Here is a 22,526-nt window from a genome sequence, read left to right on the forward strand (position 1 = left end):
TTAAAACTGCAGTTTGAGCTGTATAGTCACGGCATCGCCTTCCCGCACACTCGCCTGCTTGCGAATTTCTGCCTTTAAAAACAAGGCATAGCGCTTGTGATCAAATGCCGGAAAAATCGAGGTTTGCCACGTCAAGGCTGAGGCTGGAATAGATGGGGCGCGGTTGGAAGTGATACTCGCAGTGACCTTGACCGCCCCCCAGCCGCGGCGTTTGGTTTGATGGTATTGGCTAAGGGTATGAATTTCGTCAGAGATGTCTGGCGGCAAGCTGACGTAATGCCAGGTGCTTTTGCTGCCTTGCCAAAGCCTGATCACATCAGTAAACGTATATTCCAGTCCATCCATCACCACCTCACTCATCGCAAGTCACCAGAACCCGCGTTCACTAGACTGCAGAACGCGGTTTCAGGAGGCCGTGGGTTGTTTAAAACTATCCAGCATCAACATGCCCACACCGACGCAAATGGCACTGTCTGCCACATTAAACGCAGGCCAGGCCCATTGCTGATAATAAAACAGCAAAAAGTCCACCACATAGCCGAGCGTGAGGCGATCATAGAGATTGCCCAAGGCGCCGCCCAACACCAGCGCCAGCCCCAAACAGAATAACTTTTTCTGCGGATGTTTGACCAGCAAATACACCATCACGGCAGAAGCTAGCGTCGAGACCGCCGTAAAAAAGCCATGCTGCCAGCCACCGGCATTGGCCAAAAAGCTAAAGGCTGCGCCGGTGTTGTGGTAACGCACCAGATCAAAAAAACCGGTGACGGGCAAATGCTCGCCATAGACAAACATGCGCTGAATCAGATGCTTGGTGTAGAGATCAAGCGCGATGACAATGGCGCTTAACACCAGCCATGGCAGAGCCGAGCGAACATTAGGCATAGTTGCGCACTTCACCTTTGCCAAACAGGTTGCTTACACAACGGCCGCAGAGGGTCGGGTGTGCGAGATCAATGCCGACATCCGCACGGTAATGCCAGCAGCGGTCGCACTTCTGGTGTGCGCTCGGCTTTACCAGGATTTTCTGCGCTGACGCATCGGCCACTTTATAGGTGGTCGCACTGGAGGTGATCATGACAAAGCGCAAGTCATCCTGCAGGCTGCTCAGGGCTTCAAATGCCTCGCTGGCAACATGAAACTCGAGCTCGGCTTGCAATGAAGAACCCACCTTGCCTTCGCCACGCAACACTTCAATCTCCTTGGCAGCTTGTGCACGCAAGGCAATAACAGTTTGCCAGTGCTGTAATTGCGTGTCACTCAAGCCATGGGCTGGCAATGCATACCAGTCTTCTTCAAATACGGTTGCCACAGCATCCAGCCCTAAGGTCTGCCAAATTTCATCAGCAGTAAAGCTCAAGATTGGCGCCATCAAGCGCATCATGGCATGCGTGATGTGATGCAAGGCACTTTGTGCTGCGCGGCGCGCATGCGAAGTTTCACCGCTGGTGTACAAACGGTCTTTGAGGATATCGAGGTAGAAACCGCCCAAGTCTTCAGAACAGAAACTCACAAATTTCTGTACCGCCAGGTGGAATTCGTATTTATCGTAATCGGCCAGAATACCCGTTTGCAATTGATGGGTCAGATGCAGTGCGTAACGGTCAATTTCCAGCCACTGATCAACGGGCAACAAGTTTTTGCTGGCATCAAAGTCAGCCAGGTTAGAGAGCAAGAAGCGCAAGGTATTACGGATACGGCGATAGCCATCGGCCACGCGCTTGAGGATCTCGTCACTGATGGTCAACTCACCAGAATAGTCTGTCGAGGCCACCCACAAGCGCAGAATATCTGCGCCATAGGTGTCCATGACCTTTTGCGGCGCCACCACGTTGCCTTTGGATTTACTCATTTTGTGGCCTGCACCATCCACCACAAAACCATGCGTGAGCAGAGCCTTGTAAGGCGCGTTGCCATCAATGGCGCACCCAGTCAGCAAGCTGGACTGGAACCAGCCGCGGTGTTGGTCAGAGCCTTCCAGATACAAGTCAGCCACGGGCTGGTGTTCAACTTCACGCAGGTTAGCTGCCGCTGACAGGCTAGCATGATGTGCCGAGCGAACCACCGCATAATGCGTGGCACCAGAATCAAACCACACGTCCAGCGTATCCGTGACTTTTTTGTATTGCTCGGCATTTTCAGGCGCATGCTGCGCGAGGAAAGTATCGCCATCCAGGCTGAACCAGGCTTCAATGCCCTGCTGCTCAACCTGTTTGCACACTGTTTCCAGCAATTGCATGGTCTGTGGGTGTGGCTCACCGCTTTCTTTATGCACAAAGAACGGCATAGGCACGCCCCAGTTACGCTGGCGTGACACACACCAGTCAGGGCGATTTTTAATCATCGCTTCCAGACGGGCACGGCCCCAGCTCGGGAAGAATTGGGTCGCATCTACGGCCCGCTTTGCAACTGCCTTTAAACCCACCTCGCCTGAAGCAAGGTTGAATCCATATTGCTCTTGATCGAGCCGCTCAGGCTCCCCAACTAAATTCATACCGATAAACCACTGATGCGTTGCCAATTGCATCAGTGGCGTTTTATGACGCCAGCAATGTGGAAAGCTGTGGTTCAAACGGGCAGAGGCAAACAGCACGCCGTTTTCCTGCAATTTAGCCAGAATCACTTTATTCGCATCCTGGCGGCTTAAGCCACGGATCTCGGCCAACTCAACCAGTTCGCTGCTAAAGAATTTGCCATCGCCACCAATGAGTACACGTGGTTTCTCGTTAGGGAAATTAGCACGCATGACCAGCCAGTCATCGTTACCGTGTGCAGCTGCCGTGTGGACCAAACCGGTACCTGCATCAGTCGTCACGTGGTCACCGGTGATCACCGGCACCTGGCGGTTGTCGAATGGATGCTGTAGCAACAACCCACGCAAAGCTTCACCTTTGCAACTGGCTAACACAGAACTATTTTCCTCTGCATACCTAGCCAAGGTCTTTTCAGCCAATTCACGAACCAGGATCAACAATCCTTTGCTGGTGTGGATTAAATCGTACTCGAGTTCAGCATTGACACTCACCGCCTGGTTGGCAGGTAAGGTCCATGGCGTCGTGGTCCAGATCACGGCATAAGCATGACCATTCACTGTTGTACCAAATGCTTTACTTAACGCAGCGTTGTCCACCACTTTGAAACCCACATCAATCGCAGGTGAGTTAACGTCCTCATACTCCACCTCGGCTTCAGCCAGCGCAGAACCGCAGTCCACGCACCAGTGCACGGGCTTGGAGCCTTGATACAAATAGCCATTCTGGTAGATTTCACCCAAGGCACGCATGATATCGGCCTCGGTATTAAATGCCATGGTCAGGTATGGGTGGTCCCAATCACCCAGCACCCCCAGGCGAATAAAGTCTTTCTTCTGTTTTTCAACCTGCTCGGCGGCATAGGCGCGGCACAGTTCACGGAACTTGGCCGGGTCTATATTCTTGCCGTGGTTTTTCTCGACAACGAGTTCAATCGGCAGGCCGTGGCAATCCCAGCCTGGCACATAAGGCGCGTCAAAACCACTCATGGTCTTGGCCTTGATAATGATGTCTTTCAAGATTTTATTAACGGCGTGACCAATATGAATATCACCGTTAGCATAGGGCGGGCCATCATGCAGGATAAAAGCTGGCGCACCTTTGCGCTTGGCACGGATACGCTCGTAGACCTTGCGCTCTTGCCAGCTTTTTAACCAGGCGGGTTCGCGCTTGGACAAATCGCCACGCATGGGAAAGCTGGTTTCAGGTAAATTCAGTTTATATTTTGAATCTTTGCTTTGGTCGGTCATTTAAAAATCCATGAGTTAACCGCCGATCAACACAGATGCACGCCGATAAAACCCTCTATCAAAATATAGAAGGCTATCGGCGTTTATCCGCGTTCATCGGCGGTAAAATATTGCTTTGCCTGCAAGGCATCCAGCGCAATCTGCGCTTTTAACGCATCTAGTCCGGCAAACTTTTGTTCGTCACGCAGTTTATGGAAAAACTGCACATGCACATGCTGATCATAAAGATCACCATTAAAATCAAACACATGCACTTCGAGTTTAAGCTTGGGGATGCCTTCCAGCGTCGGGCGATTGCCCAAATTGGCCACAGCCGGTAAATTGTTCAATTTTACCGCATAAACCCCTGTCAGTGCAGGCCGTTCGTGGCGCATATGGACATTGGCAGTGGGGAACCCCAGTTGCCGGCCCAGCTTGGCGCCATGGACGACCTTGCCACTGATGCTGTAAGGCCGTCCCAGCAAGGCCTGCGCTTTGAGCAACTCGCCAGCCGCCAGCGCATCGCGCACCAAGGTGCTCGACACACGCTCACCTTGCAGCTGCACTTCTGGTAAGGGAATCACATTAAACCCGTGCTCAATCAGGGTTTGCACACTGCCCGCCCGCCTGGATCCAAAACAGAAGTCCTCGCCCACCATCACCACATTGGCATTGAGTTGCTCACGCAACACTTGCATAAAAGCGGTTGGACTCTGCCCTGCAAACGCCTGATTAAAGCGCTGCACATAGACATGCTGCACACCACACTCGGCAAAATACTCCAGCTTTTCACGCATGGAGGCCAAACGCGCGGGGGCGTTTTGTGGTGTAAAAAATTCACGTGGATGCGGCTCAAAAGTCATGACTGCTGGCGTAATCTTGTAGGTTTGCGTGTAGGCAATCAGCTGCCTGAGCAAGGCCTGATGCCCTAAATGCATGCCATCAAAATTACCGATGGCAATCGCCTGCGGCGTTTGAGCCGCTGGAAAATGACGAAATATTTGCATTATTTGGTCACCCGCTTCATAAAATGTTGAGGCCTAAAGCCAAGCAAACCTAAGGCTGAAAAATAAACCGCCATACCCAAGACCACCACGCCCGCGAGATGCAGCATGCGCGTCAAAGCTGGCATGGCTAACCAATCCCCCACCCAACGATCTGTTGCGTGCAATGCCAAGGCCATCAGGGTGACCGCAACGAGCAGCTTAAACAGAAAGCGGCCCCACCCTGGCTGCGGCTCGAACGCACCACTTTTTTGCAACATAACCCACAGCATGGTTGCATTCAGGCAAGCGCCCAAGCCCACGGCCAGCGCCAGCCCGGCATGCTGCAATGAAGTAAACAGCAAAAAGCCCACATTGAGAATTTGGGTCATCACCAAGGTAAAAACCGCAATTTTGACCGGTGTTTTGATATTTTGGCGTGCATAAAAGCCAGGGGCCAGTACCTTGACCATAATCAGGCCCAGCAGGCTCAGGCTATACGCAATCAGGGCACGCTCGGTTTGCGCCACATCGACCGGTGTGAATTTGCCGTAATAAAATAGACTCGCCACCAATGGTTTGGACAGCACGGCCATCGCCACAGCCGCCGGAATGGCCAGCATAAAGGTGAGGCGCAGGCCCCAGTCCAGCAATTGCGAAAACTCGGCGCTGGATTTATCCACATGCGCCTTGGATAAGCTGGGCAACAAAATCGTGCCCAATGCCACGCCCAGCACCCCGGTCGGGAACTCCATGAGGCGGTCAGCGTAATACAGCCAGGACACACTGCCTGTGGGCATGAATGAGGCAAAAATGTTATTCAACACAATCGAAATTTGCGCGACAGAAACGCCAAAAATCGCGGGCCCCATGAGCTTAAGAATGCGGCGTACGCCTTCATCTTGCAAATTCAGTTCGTAGCGCGGCAACATGCCTATCTGTTGCAAGTAAGGCAGTTGATACAGCAACTGAATAATCCCGCCGACAAACACGGCCCAAGCCAGTACATACACCGAGTTATGAAAATGCGGGGCAATAAAAATCGCAGCGGTGATAAAACTCAAATTGAGCCAGACGGGCGTAAATGCGGGCACCTGAAACTTGCTGAAGGCATTCAACACGCCCCCCGCCATCGAAACCAGCGAGATAAACAAGATATAAGGAAAGGTAATGCGCAACAGCTCCGTGGTGAGTGCGAATTTGGCCGGGTCGCTCACAAACCCAGGCGAGGTCAGCCGCACGATCAGCGGTGCTGCCAGCATGCCCACAATGGTGATCCCGACCAGAAACAGGCCAAGCAAACTGGCAACATGGTTGATCAAGGCCCGGGTCGCTTCTGGCGTGCGTTGCTTACGATATTCGGAAAGGATAGGCACGAAGGCCTGGCTAAACGCCCCTTCGCCCGAGATCCGGCGTAATAGATTAGGAATCTTGAAAGCGACAAAAAAAGCATCGGTGGCCATCCCCGCGCCAAAAATACGGGCAATCAAGGTGTCACGCACAAATCCCAGCAGGCGCGAAATAAAGGTCATGCCACCCACGGTGGCCAATGCTTTGAGCAAGTTCATAAATGGTGGAAAATAAAGGCCCTGGTTTTATTTTTTGATCGTGAGCCGTTCCCAACGAACGGCTGACTGATTAAAAATTTGGCCGATTTTACCATGCAGGCATCCGCAGTCGAGGAAAATGCGTTTTTATCTTGCAAAAACAAAGCGAAAACAGTATGATGCACGGTTTCGTATCACACCCCTTTTGAAAGTTACAGGATAAAACGAATATGGCAAATACCGCACAAGCTCGCAAACGCGCGCGCCAATCCGTCAAAGTTAACGCGCACAACGCTGCGTTACGTTCAACTTTGCGTACTGCGATCAAAAAAGTAATCAAAGCGATTCAATCTGGTGACAAAGCTGCTGCTGTGGCTTCTTACCAAGAAAATGTCAGCGTGATCGACCGTATCGCTGACAAAAAAATCATTCACAAAAACAAAGCTGCTCGTCACAAGAGCCGTTTGACTGCAGCAATCAAAGCATTGTCCGGTGACGCACCTGCAACTTTGGTTTCTGTGAAAAAAGCAGCAGCCCCTAAAGCCGAAGCTGCACCAGCTAAAAAAGCTGCCAAGCCTCGCGCGAAAAAAGCCGCTGAATAATTTCAGTAGGGGTGCATACTAGAAAAGCCGGACTGATGTCCGGCTTTTTTATTGCCTTGATCTATTGATTACGATGATCTAGCGCATTATCGAAACCGCTGTTGCTGTTATGATCACAGCTGAAAATGCAATCTTTGCCCAGGAGAGCCCCTTGAGTTTTATTGATAAAAACTTGCTTGAGAATGAAGTGGTGATTTACCGCGCGCAGATGCACTGGATTATTTTCCTGAATACCTTCATCTACTTATTGTTGAGCGTGTTGGCGTGCGCATTTAATCTGCGCTTGGCACAATCCAACCAGCTATTATGGGCGATCAGCCTGCTCGGCTTGTTGCTGGCCTTGATCAGTGGCATCAGCAGCTATATCCGCTACAAGACCTCTGAATTTGCCATTACCAACAAACGCGTGCTGATCAAGATTGGCTTTATCAGACGCCACTCGCTGGAAGTATTGCTCCATAAGGTGGAAGGCATAGGCGTCAATCAAAGCATCCTCGGCAGAGTATTCGGCTTTGGGACGATTACCGTCACAGGCACAGGCGGCACCAAAGAAACGTTTGACCAAATTGCTGCACCGCTTGAATTTAGAAAACAGGTACAGGCAAACCTCTCCTAGCCTGCCTGCTTCAGAGCGAAAAAAAGCCCGGATAACCGGGCTTTTTGATGGCGTTGGCAAACACTTATTCACCAATATGTAACTCGCTACGCGCCACTTTAGCGGCATTCAACACAGCCTGCGCATCATCGCCAATCACCGTGAAATGGCCCATTTTGCGGCCTTTGCGCGGCTCATGCTTGCCATACAAATGCATTTTGAGGTTGCCGTGGGCAAAGGCTTTATCCCAAGCGGGCTCTACCTGTTTACCACTGTACAGCCAGCTATCGCCCAGGATATTCACCATGACCGCATCGCTATGCAAGCGCGGACTGCCCAAGGCTTGGCCGGTGATCACGCGCACTTGCTGTTCAAACTGATTGGTGACACAGGCATCGATAGTGTAATGGCCGGAGTTATGAGGGCGTGGCGCAATCTCATTCACCAGCAACTGGTTGCCCACCACAAAAAACTCAACGCCCATCACGCCGACATAGTTGAGTTTGGTCGCCAGTTTTTTGGCGAGCTCTTGCGCATTGGCTTTGATCACTTCAGAACAACGCGCGGGCGCAATACTGACATCCAGAATGCCATTCAAATGGCTGTTTTCTGCCGTGGGGAAAGCGGCAATATGGCCGTGCGCATCGCGCGCCAGCACCACAGACACTTCCAGGTCCAAAGGCAGCATTTTCTCCAGCACGCAGACTTCTTGCTTAAAGCCCTGAAAGGCAGCGACCGCTTGCTCACGGTTGGCAACACGCGCCTGACCTTTGCCATCGTAACCGAAGCGCGCCACTTTGAGCACGGCAGGATACATCTCACCATCGGCGGGCAAGTCGCTCTCCGCCATCACCGGCACAAACGGACCCACCGGCAAGCCAGCTTCTTTAAAGAAGGTTTTTTCTTTCACACGATGCTGGGCAATCGCCACCGCATCCGCGCTCGGATGCACGACGGTAGACTTAGCCAAGGTAGCCAGCGTCTCGGCCGGCACATTTTCAAATTCGGTAGAGATGGCCTGGCAGGTTTCCGCCATGGTTTTAAGCGCGGCCGCATCGTCATAGGCTGCACATAAATGCACATCGGCAATCATGCCTGCCGGACTGTTCTGGTCCGGGTCCAGCACGGTGACTTTATAGCCCATCTCGTGCGCTGCGATCACAAAAAAGCGACCCAGCTGGCCGCCGCCTAACATACCCAACATGGCAGGAGGTTGAATCACGGATGATGTCATGGTTTTTCGCTCAACTCCATTGCATGCACTTTTTCAGCTTGTTTTTTGCGGAAGGTAGTTAATTTTTCTGCTAACGCCGGATCTTGATTGGCAAGCATCGCCACCGCAAACAAACCGGCATTGGCCGCACCGGCATCGCCAATGGCAAATGTCGCTACCGGGATGCCTTTGGGCATTTGCACGATGGACAACAGGGAGTCTTGCCCTTGCAGGTGCTTGGAAGGCACAGGCACACCCAACACTGGCAAGGTGGTTTTTGCTGCAACCATGCCAGGCAAATGTGCGGCGCCCCCCGCCCCGGCAATAATCACCTGAAAGCCATTGCCTGAGGCAGACTCAGCAAACTCGAACATCAGGTCTGGCGTACGATGGGCAGAGACCACACGCGCTTCATAAGCGACACCAAAATCTGCCAGCATTTGTGCGGCATTTTTCATCACCGGCCAGTCACTGTCCGACCCCATAATAATGGCTACCAAAGGTTTACTCATCCCGTTACCTTTTAATCAATGTGTTCACTTGTCATGCGTAGCTGGCTTCTGCAGCCAGCTACGTTTGCTTATAACAACACCAGATTGTCCCGGTGTATCAATTCTTTTTCTTCCACATACCCCAGCACGCTTTCTATTTCGCTACTGGGCTTACGTTTAATCCGTCGTACTTCATTGGCATTGTAATTGACAATGCCGCGTGCCCATTCCTTACCCGTGGCATCGACGCAAGCCACCACATCGCCGCGCTCAAACTGGCCCAGCACATCCACCACGCCAATCGGCAGCAAGCTTTTACCCTCTTTGGTCAGGACATTCACCGCGCCGTCATCCAGCACCAATTTACCACCCACGCGCAGATGATCCGCCAGCCATTGCTTTTTAGCCAGCGTTTTCATTCTCACGGCTTGCAGGTGCGTCCCAATCGCCTCGCCCTGACTCAAACGTACCAGCACTTCCGGCTCGCGCCCTGATGCAATCACGGTATGTGCGCCACTGTTGGCGGCGCGCTTGGCGGCCAATATCTTGGTTAACATGCCGCCAGTACCCACTGAGCTGCCTGCGCCGCCTGCCATGCTTTCGAGCGCAGGATTGCCTGCAGTTTCAAAATTGATAAACACGGCATTCGGGTCTTTACGCGGATCGGCGGAATACAGGCCTTTTTGATCAGTCAGGATGATCAGCGCATCTGCTTCAATCAGATTCGCCACCAGCGCACCCAGGGTGTCGTTATCGCCGAAACGGATTTCTTCAGTCACCACCGTATCGTTTTCATTGATAATCGGGATGACATTGAGGTCTAGCAGTGTGCGCAAGGTGGAGCGCGCATTGAGGTAGCGCTTGCGGTCGGCCAGATCTTCGTGGGTGAGCAGCAATTGCGCCGTGTGCAACCCGTGTTGCGCAAAGCATTGTTCATACATCTGCACCAGGCCCATTTGACCAACGGCCGCAGCGGCCTGCAGCTCATTGACCTCTACCGGGCGTTTTTTCCAGCCCAGTCGCTGCATGCCTTCGGCAACCGCACCACTGGAGACCAGCACAACTTGTTTGCCCTGCTTGACCAAGGCACTGATTTGCTGTGCCCAAGCGGCAATCGCCGTCTTATCCAGGCCCTGACCATTGTTAGTCACCAGGCTGGAACCCACCTTGACGATCAGGGTTTTACTGTCTTGTATGAGTGAAACGCTCATAAAACTATTCTGTGATCGGTTGGACGGGAGTCTCTTCAAGGTCACGTTGCGCACGCGTCTGGTCTATATGATCCATGATGGCGTAGGTCAAGGCCTGGCAACCAACACCGCTAATGGCGGAGATAGGAAATACCGGACCATCCCAGCCATAGGCTTTAATAAAGTCAGCCACTTTTTGCGCACTGTCTTCCAGCATATCGATTTTATTCAGCACCAGCCAGCGAGGTTTGTCGTAAAGTTCCTGATCGTATTTTTTCAGCTCGTTGACGATGGCCTTGGCTTCCTGCACCGGATCGACGCTCTCATCAAACGGCGCAATGTCAACCAAGTGCAACAGCAAGGAGGTGCGTTGCAAATGACGCAGGAACTGATGTCCCAGTCCTGCCCCCTCCGCCGCGCCCTCAATCAGGCCAGGTACATCGGCAATCACAAAGCTGCGATTGCTATCGACCCGCACCACGCCGAGGTTAGGGTGCAATGTGGTAAAAGGATAATCGGCGACCTTGGGCTTGGCGGCAGACACCGAGCGAATAAACGTCGACTTACCGGCATTAGGCATCCCCAGCAAGCCCACATCGGCCAATACTTTCAGCTCGAAATATAACTCAAAAGCTTCACCAGGCTCACCCTTGGTACATTGACGTGGAGAACGGTTGGTACTGGTTTTAAAATGGATATTCCCCAGACCGCCATTGCCGCCTTTGGCAATCAGCACTTTCTGGCCATCAGTATTCAAGTCCACCATCATCTGGCCGGTGGCCTTATCGCTGATGGTCGTACCGACAGGCACACGCAGTATCATGTCGTCGCCCCCCTTGCCATAGCAATCGGAACCGCTGCCGTTTTCGCCACGCTCGGCCTTGAACGTCCGCGTATAACGGTAATCGACCAGGGTATTGATATTGCGGTCTGCAATGACAAAGATGGAACCACCACGGCCACCGTCACCGCCATTCGGACCGCCCATAGGCTCGTATTTCTCACGGCGGAACGTGGCAACACCGTTGCCGCCGTCACCGGCGTAGACTTTGATGGTCGCTTCGTCAATAAACTTCATGATTCAATTTGCCTTTAAGCGCATTACTGCGTAACTCGGTGCTCAAAACCTGTGTGTATTGCAAGCTTGGGCCTACCGTGCGCCTTGCACTGCATCTTAAAATTTCTCACTGCGCGCGGACAATCCAGCGCACAACCATACAAGGCTACAATCTGATAACTATAAAGTAAAAAGCCCCGTCAAGCGACAGGGCTTTTTTCATAAAAGTGCGATTAGACCGCTTCAATGCTCACGGTATGACGCTTCAACGCGCCTTTTACAGCAAATTTAACTTTGCCTTCTACCAGTGCATACAGGGTGTGATCTTTGCCCATGCCAACGTTTTCACCAGCGTGCATTTTAGTCCCGCGCTGACGCACGATGATGCTACCAGCGTTGACAACTGTTTCACCGAAGGCTTTAACGCCCAGGCGTTTGGCTTGTGAGTCGCGACCGTTACGTGAACTACCGCCTGCTTTTTTGTGTGCCATGTTTGATTCCTTATTCTAGCAATCTGCTCTACTCAAGCAGAACGTGCTTATTTTGCTGAAATAGTGTCGATTTGAATTTCTGTGTAGCTCTGACGATGACCTTGCGTCTTGCGGTAGTGCTTACGACGACGCATTTTGAAGATCATCACTTTGTCACCACGGCCATGTGAAACCACTGTGGCATTCACTTTTGCACCAGCTACCAACGGTGCACCAATCGTAGTTGTCTCGCCGTCTGCAATCAACAACACTTTGTCGATCACTACTGTGGAGCCAACGTCGCCAGTCAATTTCTCAACTTTTACTTTGTCACCAGCGGCTACTTTGTACTGTTTGCCACCTGTTTTAATCACTGCGTACATAATAATGCCTTAAACATCGCCTTTTAAAGAACCCGCAATTATACGCAATTTATTCGGGAATGCAAATATATTTATGCATCATTTCAATCGCGTGCAGGAACGGTGGATGGCAGCCAGCGCTGGCACCAAAGGGGACTAGTTTACCCTAGATCGCCAGGGACGAATACTGCCACGTGTGTAATAGCGGTAGACTGCAAACACGCACATGAGCAACTCCTCTTCCAGCACGGGATTTATCTGCTTGTCCATTTGCATGTCCGCCACCCGATACACCGGTTGTATTTCCAGATTATTCAGCGAGCTCAAAGGCTGAAATCGCACATTGAGCAGAACCCGGCTGTGTTGCATTAATTGCACGGTAAACATATCTTGCACGGCAAGCTGTAACGACTGACCATCTCTCAATGTGACGCCGTACAGCTTTTTGTTGTGCTGAGTCATTTGCTCAACCCCCGTATTAATTTTCCCTGTGTCAGTCATTCGTCCTGCCGCCTGCTGAAAAGGCCAAGCTTAACGCCTACGCTGGTTGCATCACAGAGGCAGTTTGCTTTAAATTGACCATATCAGATAACCTCCCTGTCAGGACCATGGCTTGAAAAAATACGAAATGATTGCCGAAGAGATCGCCAGTGCGATTCAGCAAGGCTTGCTCAAGCGGGGAGACAAACTGCCTTCTATCCGGCACATCCAGGCCAGCAAACAGGTGAATGCTTCGACCGTGTTTCAGGCATATTATCTGCTGGAGGCCCGTGGCCTGATTGTGACGCGCCCGCGCTCTGGTTACTATGTGGCGGGGCCGTTACGCAGCGAGCGCCTGCTGCCACAAGCAGCTCACAATGCCAGCCACCCGACCAAACTGCAAGTCAGTGACCTGGTGTTCACGTTGCTGGAGCGTATCAAAGACCCGCAACAAATCCCGTTTGGCTCGGCGTTCCCCAGCCCGTCCCTGTTCCCGCTCGCCAGACTGGCCGATCATATGGCCAGCACAGTGCGCCGCATGCAGCCACAACTGACCGTCAGTGATATCGGCCAAGGCGATGTCGAGCTGCGGCGGCAGATTGCATTACGCTACCAGCTGGACGGCAAACCGACGGATCCGCATGAGATCGTGGTGACCAATGGCGCCATGGAAGCACTGAACTTATGCCTGGCCGCGGTCACGCAACCGGGCGATAGCGTGATCATCGAATCGCCCAGTTTTTATGCCGCGTTGCAAGCCATCGAGCGCATGGGGCTGAAAGCCATCGAGGTGCCTAGTGACCCTGAGCTGGGCATAGACCTGGTGGCACTTGAGCAAGCAATCCTTCAGCATCACCCCAAAGCGTGCTGGCTCATGACCAATTTTCAGAACCCGACCGGCAGCCTGATGCCGGAGCCGAAAAAACAGGCGCTGGTGGCCCTGATTACCCGCCACCAGTTACCGCTGATTGAGGATGACGTCTACCGCGAATTGTATTTTGGCAAACAGCGGCCTTTACCGGCCAAGACTTGGGACAACGACGGCTGGGTCATGCATTGCAGTTCATTTTCAAAATCGCTCGCGCCCGGATACCGCGTCGGCTGGGTTTCCGCGGGGCGCTTCAGCGAAACCATCACGCGCCTCAAACTCTCCACAACCCTGGCAACCTCGATTCCGGCACAGCTGGCCCTGGCCAGCTATCTGGCGAAAGGCGGTTACGACAAACACTTGCGCCAACTGCGTCACCAGCTTATGTTGCAACAACTGCAGTTTACCCAAGCCATTCATCAATCCTTTCCTGCTGAGGTGCGCTACACCCTGCCGCAAGGCGGCTATTTCTTATGGCTGCAACTGCCCGGCCATCAGGATAGCCTCGGGTTGTTTCAGCAAGCCATCCAGCACAATATCAGCCTCGCCCCTGGACACTTGTTTTCCTCGCAACAGCAATATGCCGGATATGTGCGCCTGAACTATGGCCACCCACTCAATGCAGAGCACAGGCAGGCGATAGAGACTCTAGGGCAGTGGATGCAATAGCCAACGAACAAGCCAGCCCTTCTGATATGGTTTTTTATTTAAAAACTGAATCTGTTTAAAATAACCTGCAGCCTCTACACTGCACACGTCTTCATCAAGATAGAGTGCCTGCATGACCGCTTCCCGTAGCAAACCCGTAATCCCGATTGTGGCCGTCCCTGCCAACGAACAAACGATTTCGCTTTATCAGAAAACCAGCAAAGTCTACCCGCGCAGTGTCAGCGGCTATTTTAAAAACTGGCGCTGGTTCATGATCTGGGCCACACAACTGGTGTTTTACGGTTTGCCCTGGCTGCAATATGGCGGCCGCCAGGCGTTCTTGCTCGATATTGATACGCATCGCTTTTATCTGTTTGGCCTGGTGATCTTTCCACAGGACCTGTTTTATCTGGCCATGCTACTGATCATTTGTGCGGTCGGATTATTTTTGTTTACGGCGGTGGCAGGCCGGCTCTGGTGTGGCTTCTCTTGCCCGCAGTCGGTGTATACCGAAATTTTCTTATGGATGGAACGCCGCATAGAAGGCGACCGCCTGGCCAGGCAAAAGCTGGATGCCCAACCCTGGGGGCTACGCAAAACTGGCCTCAAATTAAGTAAACACTCGGTCTGGCTCGGCTTTTCACTCATCACCGGCTTGAGTTTTGTCGGCTACTTTACGCCCATCCGCGAGCTTGTCACTGACCTCACGCAATGGCAGTTGGGTGGCTGGTCCTGCTTCTGGCTTGGCTTTTACAGCCTGGCGACCTATGGCAACGCAGGCTTCTTGCGCGAACAGGTATGCAAACATATGTGCCCCTATGCGCGCTTTCAGAGTGCGATGTTTGATAACCACACCCTGATCGTCGCCTATGACAGTGCGCGTGGCGAACCGCGCGGTCACCGCGCCAAGGGTCAGGACTACCAGTCACAGGGACTGGGCGCTTGCATCGATTGCAGTATCTGCGTACAGGTGTGCCCGGTAGGCATTGATATCCGCAATGGACTGCAATATGAATGTATCAGTTGCGGCTTGTGTATTGATGCCTGCAATGACGTGATGGACAAAATGCACTATCCGCGTGACCTGATTCGTTTTTCTGCGGCTGGCGCCACAGACCAGCACGCGCTCAGTTCCCATTTATTGCGTCCGCGCGTACTGATTTACAGCAGTTTATTTGTCTTGATGATCGCCTGGCTGGGATACGGCTTGCTACACAAACCGGATTTCAAGGTCGATATCATGCGTGACCGCAACATCCTATACCGAGAAACCAGCCAGGGCATCGAAAACGCTTACCAGCTGCACCTGACCAATGCCACCGAGCACCGCGAAAGCTATCAATTACGTGCAATTGGTCTGGATGGCTTGCAGATCGAAAGTGAGCAAACACTGACTGCGCAACCGACGGAGGAAGTCCTGGTGCCGCTGAGCCTGCTGGCCCCTGCCGGCAACCAACGTGGCAGCCAGCGCATCCAGATAGAAGTGACTGCCTTATCCAGCGGCGAAAAAGTCAGCACGGAAAGCACCTTCTACCAGCCCTGACCGGACAGCGCCCCTTGCCCGCGTACCATGGCTGACCTACCCTCTTTAGTCAGCCAAATCGAGTACGCGGGTCTTTTTATGCGCCAGCATTTTCAGTAGCAGTTTGTAACTATCCAGATCAAACTTGAGCGCTGTGGTTTGCGCACGCAAGGCATTTAAACTTTCATCGTCTTCTGCCACGCCCAGATAGACCCAGTGCTCAAACACATGAATCTGACGCAGATCATGCTCCAGGTCATATTCCTCAATGCCAATCTTGCCACGATAGGGCCAGACTTTCAGCTTGTGTGCCATGAGCGCCTGTTGTACGCGCAGAGCATGCATTTCTGGCGATTCCTGACCACAACATACGCCTTTGCAGCGCCTGAGCTGAAAGGCAAAACAAGGCCCGCTGCGGCCGGGTTCCAGCCCCAGGGCCTTGACACATAAATGACTGAGTTCAGCAATCTTGCGCAAGGTTTCCACAGCCTGGCGCTTGCTTCTAAAGGTGCCAAACAACTGGGACATCTGGCTAGGATCAATCTCATCCTCATGCACCAGCCTGACTAAAGGTTGCGCGGCCGGATCAATCTGCCAGCTGCATAAAGAGCGTTCGCGGCGAAGCTGACGGTTATAAATGGGCTGTCGCTCCTTGACCAGCCGCGACTCCAGCAACAAGGCACTGAACTCACCGGCGGTCGCGATCCATTCAAAACGCTTCATCTCCTGCGTCATGCGCATCTCCTTGGTGGAGGCATGATCGCTGCTAAAATGCGACAGCACGCGTGCGCGCAGATTGACACTTTTACCGATATACAGGGGCAAGTCATTCTCGCCATAAAACAGGTAGACACCCGGCGCCTCAGGCAACTCGCCGACCAAGCTGGCATCAATATGCGGTGGCAGGGTTGGGGCTGACATGAGTTTAAGCGCGGCAGCTTCCACAGCGTCTTCGCCAAGCTCTCGACGCGCATCGTTGAGCATGAACAGTATCGCCTCCACATCGCCCATGGCGCGGTGTCTGGCCAGGCCAGTGATCTGGTGGCGTGCCACAATCGCATCTATGCCATGACTATAATGTTGCGGATAAAGCAATCGTGACAGCTTGACCGTACACAATATTCTTTGCCGCAAGGTGATGCCAATGCGCTTGAATTCGGTCTTTAAGAACCCATGATCAAAGCGTACATTATGTGCCGCCAACACCGTGCCCTCAAGAAAAGCGAGCAAGGTATCTGCGACCTCGGCAAACGTTGGCGCCTCGGCCACCATGCCGTCATTGATGCCTGTCAGCGATTGAATAAACGGCGGGATAGGCTGTTGCGGGTTGACCAGTGTTTGCCAACGTGCCGTTTCAACGCCGTGGTCAAAACGCACCAGCGCAATTTCGATAATCCGGTCTTTGAGTGGTGTGGCCCCGGTGGTTTCGAGGTCAAGAAAAGTGACAGAGGGCAACATCAGGCAGGCAAGCGATCACAAATGCAACATAAGAAATTTCATGGCTTTTATTTTAGCCCAGAAAGAGTGTTTTAGCGGGTTTCAATTGAGACGCATTGCAAGGCTGCTGTAAGCTCACTACGATAAGATTTAACGATTATTATGTAACATTAGTTACATACTCCTACACGACAACTATGGACACCCTCGATAAATGGTGCTGTAATTGTCTTTATACATATTAATGACAATATAATTTTAACTATGCCAAATTTATACTTAGAAAATCAATTATGTTTTTCGTTGTATTCCGCTACTCATGCCTTATTGCGGTCTTATAAGCCTGACCTTGATAAGTTAAATCTGACTTATCCGCAATATTTGGTTCTGGTCGCCTTGTGGCAATACAAACAGCTCTCGATTAAAGAAATTGCAGAGAAGCTATTACTGGAGCCTGCCACGATTACGCCTGTGGTCAAACGACTAGAAGTCAAAAAACTGACCAAGCGTACCCGCCAGAAAGATGATGAGCGCGTAGTGATTGTCAGCCTGACTGAAGAAGGTCAAGCCTTGCGTAGCAAACTGTCAACCGTGCAAAAGCGCGTGGCCTGCGATACCGGCCTGTCTAATGATGACTTTGATGGGCTTAACAAAACATTGAGCAATTTGACTAAAAACGTTTCTGCCAAAATCCCAGGCTAAGCGCAGACCGGGCCCTCGCCCAAACAAAAAAAGCTGTGATGACATTCATCACAGCTTTTTTATTGCCGCCAGGGATAGCCGCCTAGTCAGGCATATTAAGTTGGCGCATAAAGGCGCGAAATGATCCTTGAGACGCTTGTAACGCCTGTAGTTTACTGAGTGACTCAGAGAGCGCATCACTCATCACCGCCAGCGCGTCTTCATCAAGCCGCAAACTCATGGCACCTATTTCCAGTTCAACCGTACGGTGGGTTTCACAATAGTGCACGCGAAACCCGCTTTGGCCGGACAATAATATTCTTTTACACATCATGTTTTCTTTCTACCATTCGTCGATCAGAATTCATCCATCAGCACCAAAAGCGTGCGCTTAGCTGGTCGCCAGTGCAGGGCTGGCCTGCTCATGTTCATTGACTAGCAGGGTCCAGTGCACGCACATGCGGCGCGACACGTGACATATCAGATCGGAATCCGCGTATTCTGGCGCAGCCAATGTTTCAGCTAGCCGCAACGCCTGTTTGGCCAGGTCATAGGTGGGTTTTTTGATATATAACGTCGCCACATATAGCAGCGAGGCCATCACAGACTCGGCATCGGGCAAGCTGGGGTCATAACGCATGGCAGGCATAGTCATGGTTTGCATGGTGTGTTCTCCTCTCTAAACCGTCATCGCAATCTCGGTCTGCATCACAATCCGTGCCGCCGCCTTGCGCAACATTTCATTAATCACAATAAAGCTGTCTGCTTCAAACTTGAGCGTAGTCCCGCCCACTTCGAGCTCCACCATGTCTGATGACTGGTGATAAAGTACTTTGCATGCGGTGTTGCCGGCCAGCATGGTTTTACCCACAACAGTTTGACGTTTCATCACAAGCCTCCTTTAGCTGATTGAGATTAAATGATAATGATTATCATTTATAAAGTCAACCAAAAAGACGGCATGCGTGATAGCGGTGGTAAATAAGGGCCAGAGATCGTGCGATTAGTGACGGTGCGGATAGGCCAGCAAGAATGCAGTGGCATCCTCGACTTGCATGGGTTTGCTTAACAGGTAGCCTTGCATTTCATCACAGCCTTGCGCCTGCAAAAAGGCTTGTTGTTCAGGCGTTTCCACCCCTTCGGCAATGGTTTTCAGGCCCAGGCTGCGCGCCAGTTGAATGATGGCAATGACAATGGCCTTGTCTTCATCATCGGTGGTGATATCGCGCACAAAGGACTGATCGACCTTGAGCTTGTAGACCTTGAATTTTTTGAGATAGCTTAAAGACGAATAGCCGGTCCCAAAGTCGTCAATCGACAGCCGCACGCCTAGCGCGTTGAGCGCATCCATCATGGTCACCGCCCCCATGGGGTTCTCGAGGGCTACACCTTCGGTCAGTTCAAGCTCCAGACAATCTGGTGCCACGTCATAGCGCTCAAGCGTGCTTTTCACCAGCGCAGGTAATTTTGGATCACGGAACTGAATACTGGAGAGATTGACCGAGACCGTCATCTTGTCTAATCCCAGCTGCTGCCAACGCTGAATTTGCTGAGTCGCCTGTTCCAGTACCCAGCTACCAATGGCAATAATCAGCCCGTTAGACTCCGCCAGTGGAATAAACTCTGCAGGCGAGATAAAGCCCAACTGTGGATGCTGCCAGCGCAACAATGCCTCCACGCCGACCAATTGCCCATTCTCCAGTGCAATTTGTGGCTGGTAATACACTGCCAATTGCCCCAGGGCAATGGCGTGACGCAGGCCATTCACCAATTGCAAATTGCGCGCCGTTTGCAATTGCATATGATTACTAAAAAAACGGAAACTGTTACGACTCTCCTGCTTGGCGCGGTACATGGCAACATCCGCATTGCGTTGCAGGCTTTCCATATCCAGCCCGTCATCAGGATAAATCGCCACGCCAATTGAGGCCGTGATCGTTAACTCATACTGGTCAATAATCACAGGCAGCTCAACCACCTTGAGCAGGCGCTCGACCATGTCCTTGGCCATCGCCTGATCGGCCTCAGTGAGCAGAAAGACAAACTCGTCACCGCCCAGGCGGCAAATCGTATCTTGCGGGCGCACCATGGCCTGAAAGCGCTTGGTCAGTGCCACCAGCAGATTATCGCCGTAGCGATGGCCCAGACTATCATTCACGTCCTTAAAGTGGTCTAGGTCGAGAAACATCAACGCAAACTGCCCATCCTGATCCCAGGCTTTTTCGATTTCAGCCATCACGCGCTCGGTGAGCAGGTTGCGATTCGGCAGCCCGGTCAAGGCGTCATAATTAGCCAGAAATCGAATGCGCTCCTCAGCCTGTTTTCGCGTGGTAATGTCGCGGATAAACGCGCTGTAATAACGATCATCGTCGCGCTCGATTTCAACAATCGTCAGCTCGATCGGAAACTCCTGACCATCGCGCCGGATCGCCGTGATCTCAATCAACTTGCCCAGTAGTGTAGATTGGCCGGTTTGCTGCAAGCGCAGCATGCCCTGATGATGCGCCTCCCTGTAAGCGGAAGGGACAATGACCTCGCCCAGATCGCGTCCCATGACATCAGCCCGCGCATAGCCAAACAGTTGGCTGGCCGCCCGATTCCACTCTACAATCCGCCCGGCCTGATCAATATTCACAATCGCATCCAGCGCGTTCTCAAGCACAAGCTGCGCGCGCTGCTCACTGATCTGCAAATCCCGCCTAAAAGCCGTGCGCTGCGCCTCTACTGCAAAGCGGTCCAGCGCAAAATCAATATTGGCCGCCATGTCCTTGAGCAAATGCTGGATATTTTCATGAAACGCCTGCGGCTGCTGGGCATACAATGCCAGGCAACCTATCACCCGGCCTTCTGTATGCAACGGTAAAAAAGCGGCTGAATGCCAATTGAATTCCTTGGCTTTGTCATGCCAGGGGGCGGTGACCGGATGCGTTTGGAAATGCTGTACCCAGTAAGGATGGTCTGACACAATCGCCAACCCACAAGGTCCTCTGCCACTGACCTGTGAAGGATCTGCTGTAATGGTCAGCTGATCGAGATACTCAAGCCCTGAACCATAAGCACTCGCCATCCGAACCTGCTTGGTATCATGATCCAGCTCACCGACCCAGACCAGATTCGCGTGGCCCAGATGTACAATAATGCGACAAACCTGGTCAAACAAAGCTTGCTGATTTTGGCTTTGAATAATTAACTGATTACACTGGCTTAAAGCCATGTAGAGCTGACTCAGCTGCAGATGCTGCGCGCTGGCTTCAGCCTGCTGTGCCTCTACACGTCGCTTGAAGAGTACTTGCTGGCGCCAAGCCAACCAGCCGCCCACACTCCACACCACCAGGCCGATTACCAGAAGCAAACTCACAGCGCCTGCCTCGGCAGAAAAATCATCGCCCGTCGCCAAATATAGGCAACAGAATAGAACACACAAGCCTATCAGCCATATCATTCTGATAAGCGCGCCCTGCCCTGCGAATATGTTTTTTTGTGCAGTCATGGATGTCCAGCCTAACCTCCCGCACATTAATTTAAGGGAAGTGATTAAAATCAATTCGCCAATTACATAGATAAACATCCGACAAATTGACTGATACGGATAAATCAGTGATACAGACCGGCCGGTCATCAACAAGACCAGAAAGCTTAAGACAGGGGTATGGCTAGAAATACAAATATCACCAGACCAACAACCGCCCAGCAACGATGCTAATACAAGCGTTTAAAAATAACCAGCCCATCCCCTGCATGCAAAATATGTCACCAGTAGACCTCAAGCGCGGGAATCATCCCCAAACCGCATTAAACCAGATATATTTATAATCATAAAAACAACTCGGGGGCACAAAATGGACTTTAAAGTATTCTCGGCATTCTATTTAGTACCACTCATTATCTCCGCCATCGGCTCGCTGATTGAATTCAGAAACTGCGAATTCAACACCCCCAGACATGCCCTGGGCAAAGCCTTCTTCCTTGCCTTCAGGAGCATGGTGCCCGTCCTCAACATCTTCTCCGCCATCCTCTACGTGATGACCTGCAGCACCTACACCTGGAAAAAGTGCACGATTAGCAAAAAGGAGTGAGCCAAAAACAAAAAGACCCAAGGCACACACCCTGGGTCTTTGCATCTGTCATGGCGATCATCCGCCCACACGGCTTATCTGGACATCACCGACTGAATCAAGTGTTTATTTTCTGACGGCACATCCAGAAACTCCAAATTGGTCCTGAATCCGCGCATCCCGCACAAGGATGAAAAAACCACCCGGCAGTTAAACCTGTATTTGCGCAAGCCAGACTCAGCCGCCACCGGAATTTCCACATCACACACCTGCCCTGGCTTGTAATATTTATCCGCAAACAGGCTCATGCCGCTCATGGAAATATCGTGGGTAACTGCAGTATAGGCGCGTCCAGTACTATCAATTAACTGAGACCTTTTGCGCCACAAACGACGGTTTACGTCAGATGAATTGTTGTACAAACTACTGATAGACATGATGCGAAAAACGTCAAAAACATTTACTAAATTGACCAATATTTTATTAAGGATTTTTGATCTGAGCAAGAGAAGCCACTCAAATCAAATCCTATTCATTTGGCTTTGAAATTACATCAAAAAAACCC

At 51.9% G+C, this 22,526-nt stretch carries 24 protein-coding genes; 5 read left to right on the forward strand and 19 right to left on the reverse strand.

What is annotated here, in order from left to right; translation table 11 throughout:
• The 5 genes from ACT53C_RS00375 to murJ form a co-directional block, all read right to left on the reverse strand.
• Window positions 1-360, reverse strand: a complete 360-nt coding sequence (locus tag ACT53C_RS00375) for a DUF1905 domain-containing protein (protein ID WP_476144282.1) — start codon at window positions 358-360, stop codon at window positions 1-3.
• Between the two features lie 45 nt (window positions 361-405).
• Window positions 406-885 carry a signal peptidase II gene (gene lspA / locus ACT53C_RS00380; protein ID WP_194748585.1) on the reverse strand — a complete coding sequence of 160 codons (480 nt, stop codon included), beginning with the start codon at window positions 883-885 and terminating at the stop codon, window positions 406-408.
• Window positions 878-3,781 carry an isoleucine--tRNA ligase gene (ileS, locus tag ACT53C_RS00385; RefSeq protein WP_476144284.1) on the reverse strand — a complete coding sequence of 968 codons (2,904 nt, stop codon included), beginning with the start codon at window positions 3,779-3,781 and terminating at the stop codon, window positions 878-880. The genes lspA and ileS overlap by 8 nt, the downstream gene beginning before the upstream one ends.
• Window positions 3,782-3,864: 83 nt before the next feature.
• Window positions 3,865-4,767 (reverse strand): bifunctional riboflavin kinase/FAD synthetase, encoded by a 903-nt coding sequence (locus ACT53C_RS00390; protein ID WP_476144286.1) that lies wholly within the window; start codon window positions 4,765-4,767, stop codon window positions 3,865-3,867.
• Complete coding sequence (gene murJ, locus ACT53C_RS00395; protein WP_476144288.1) at window positions 4,767-6,311, reverse strand: murein biosynthesis integral membrane protein MurJ; 1,545 nt, start codon at window positions 6,309-6,311, stop codon at window positions 4,767-4,769. The genes ACT53C_RS00390 and murJ overlap by 1 nt, the downstream gene beginning before the upstream one ends.
• Window positions 6,312-6,520: 209 nt before the next feature.
• On the opposite strand from murJ, the gene rpsT reads away from it, so the two are divergent.
• Window positions 6,521-6,892 (forward strand): 30S ribosomal protein S20, encoded by a 372-nt coding sequence (rpsT, locus tag ACT53C_RS00400; RefSeq protein ID WP_194748589.1) that lies wholly within the window; start codon window positions 6,521-6,523, stop codon window positions 6,890-6,892.
• Between the two features lie 151 nt (window positions 6,893-7,043).
• Window positions 7,044-7,508: a PH domain-containing protein gene (locus ACT53C_RS00405; protein WP_194748590.1), complete on the forward strand. Its 465-nt coding sequence runs from the start codon at window positions 7,044-7,046 to the stop codon at window positions 7,506-7,508.
• Between the two features lie 64 nt (window positions 7,509-7,572).
• Here the strand turns inward: ACT53C_RS00405 and ACT53C_RS00410 are convergent, their stop codons facing one another.
• From ACT53C_RS00410 to ACT53C_RS00440, 7 genes are all read right to left on the reverse strand, one after another.
• Window positions 7,573-8,721 (reverse strand): 5-(carboxyamino)imidazole ribonucleotide synthase, encoded by a 1,149-nt coding sequence (locus ACT53C_RS00410; protein ID WP_476144289.1) that lies wholly within the window; start codon window positions 8,719-8,721, stop codon window positions 7,573-7,575.
• On the reverse strand, window positions 8,718-9,212 hold the full coding sequence (gene purE / locus ACT53C_RS00415; RefSeq protein WP_194748592.1) for a 5-(carboxyamino)imidazole ribonucleotide mutase: 495 nt from the start codon (window positions 9,210-9,212) through the stop codon (window positions 8,718-8,720). The genes ACT53C_RS00410 and purE overlap by 4 nt, the downstream gene beginning before the upstream one ends.
• A 68-nt stretch (window positions 9,213-9,280) precedes the next feature.
• The gene (gene proB, locus ACT53C_RS00420; protein ID WP_338655188.1) at window positions 9,281-10,402 is read right to left on the reverse strand and encodes a glutamate 5-kinase; all 1,122 of its coding nucleotides are present in this window, start codon (window positions 10,400-10,402) and stop codon (window positions 9,281-9,283) included.
• Window positions 10,403-10,406: 4 nt separating this feature from the next.
• Window positions 10,407-11,459, reverse strand: coding sequence for an Obg family GTPase CgtA (cgtA, locus tag ACT53C_RS00425; protein ID WP_275356202.1), 1,053 nt, complete (start codon window positions 11,457-11,459; stop codon window positions 10,407-10,409).
• 212 nt (window positions 11,460-11,671) lie between these two features.
• Window positions 11,672-11,929, reverse strand: a complete 258-nt coding sequence (gene rpmA, locus ACT53C_RS00430; protein ID WP_049637894.1) for a 50S ribosomal protein L27 — start codon at window positions 11,927-11,929, stop codon at window positions 11,672-11,674.
• A 47-nt stretch (window positions 11,930-11,976) separates the two neighbouring features.
• Complete coding sequence (rplU, locus tag ACT53C_RS00435; RefSeq protein ID WP_018986099.1) at window positions 11,977-12,291, reverse strand: 50S ribosomal protein L21; 315 nt, start codon at window positions 12,289-12,291, stop codon at window positions 11,977-11,979.
• A gap of 135 nt (window positions 12,292-12,426) precedes the next feature.
• Complete coding sequence (locus ACT53C_RS00440; RefSeq protein ID WP_275356203.1) at window positions 12,427-12,771, reverse strand: hypothetical protein; 345 nt, start codon at window positions 12,769-12,771, stop codon at window positions 12,427-12,429.
• Window positions 12,772-12,883: 112 nt separating this feature from the next.
• Between ACT53C_RS00440 and ACT53C_RS00445 the strand changes: the two genes are divergently transcribed.
• Together ACT53C_RS00445 and ccoG are read left to right on the forward strand one after the other, a co-directional pair.
• A complete protein-coding gene (locus tag ACT53C_RS00445) occupies window positions 12,884-14,287 on the forward strand; it encodes an aminotransferase-like domain-containing protein (RefSeq protein ID WP_476144293.1) in 1,404 nt (467 codons plus the stop codon).
• Between the two features lie 112 nt (window positions 14,288-14,399).
• Window positions 14,400-15,809 (forward strand): cytochrome c oxidase accessory protein CcoG, encoded by a 1,410-nt coding sequence (gene ccoG, locus ACT53C_RS00450; RefSeq protein ID WP_476144295.1) that lies wholly within the window; start codon window positions 14,400-14,402, stop codon window positions 15,807-15,809.
• A 45-nt stretch (window positions 15,810-15,854) separates the two neighbouring features.
• Here the strand turns inward: ccoG and ACT53C_RS00455 are convergent, their stop codons facing one another.
• Window positions 15,855-17,246, reverse strand: a complete 1,392-nt coding sequence (locus ACT53C_RS00455) for an exonuclease domain-containing protein (RefSeq protein ID WP_476144297.1) — start codon at window positions 17,244-17,246, stop codon at window positions 15,855-15,857.
• Between the two features lie 306 nt (window positions 17,247-17,552).
• On the opposite strand from ACT53C_RS00455, the gene ACT53C_RS00460 reads away from it, so the two are divergent.
• Window positions 17,553-17,927, forward strand: coding sequence for a MarR family winged helix-turn-helix transcriptional regulator (locus ACT53C_RS00460; RefSeq protein WP_228518828.1), 375 nt, complete (start codon window positions 17,553-17,555; stop codon window positions 17,925-17,927).
• An 82-nt stretch (window positions 17,928-18,009) separates the two neighbouring features.
• On the opposite strand, the gene ACT53C_RS00465 is transcribed toward ACT53C_RS00460, so the two are convergent.
• The 6 genes from ACT53C_RS00465 to ACT53C_RS00490 form a co-directional block, all read right to left on the reverse strand.
• Window positions 18,010-18,237, reverse strand: a complete 228-nt coding sequence (locus tag ACT53C_RS00465; RefSeq protein WP_194748600.1) for a hypothetical protein — start codon at window positions 18,235-18,237, stop codon at window positions 18,010-18,012.
• A gap of 60 nt (window positions 18,238-18,297) precedes the next feature.
• On the reverse strand, window positions 18,298-18,570 hold the full coding sequence (locus ACT53C_RS00470) for a hypothetical protein (protein ID WP_275356208.1): 273 nt from the start codon (window positions 18,568-18,570) through the stop codon (window positions 18,298-18,300).
• Between the two features lie 15 nt (window positions 18,571-18,585).
• Window positions 18,586-18,795, reverse strand: a complete 210-nt coding sequence (locus ACT53C_RS00475; RefSeq protein ID WP_194748602.1) for a hypothetical protein — start codon at window positions 18,793-18,795, stop codon at window positions 18,586-18,588.
• Window positions 18,796-18,909: 114 nt separating this feature from the next.
• On the reverse strand, window positions 18,910-21,264 hold the full coding sequence (locus tag ACT53C_RS00480; RefSeq protein WP_476144300.1) for a putative bifunctional diguanylate cyclase/phosphodiesterase: 2,355 nt from the start codon (window positions 21,262-21,264) through the stop codon (window positions 18,910-18,912).
• 511 nt (window positions 21,265-21,775) lie between these two features.
• Complete coding sequence (locus ACT53C_RS00485; protein WP_476144302.1) at window positions 21,776-22,003, reverse strand: hypothetical protein; 228 nt, start codon at window positions 22,001-22,003, stop codon at window positions 21,776-21,778.
• A 53-nt stretch (window positions 22,004-22,056) separates the two neighbouring features.
• Window positions 22,057-22,398, reverse strand: coding sequence for a PilZ domain-containing protein (locus ACT53C_RS00490; RefSeq protein WP_476144924.1), 342 nt, complete (start codon window positions 22,396-22,398; stop codon window positions 22,057-22,059).
• Window positions 22,399-22,526 lie beyond the last annotated feature (128 nt).

Source organism: Methylophilus sp. DMC14, assembly GCF_056314085.1.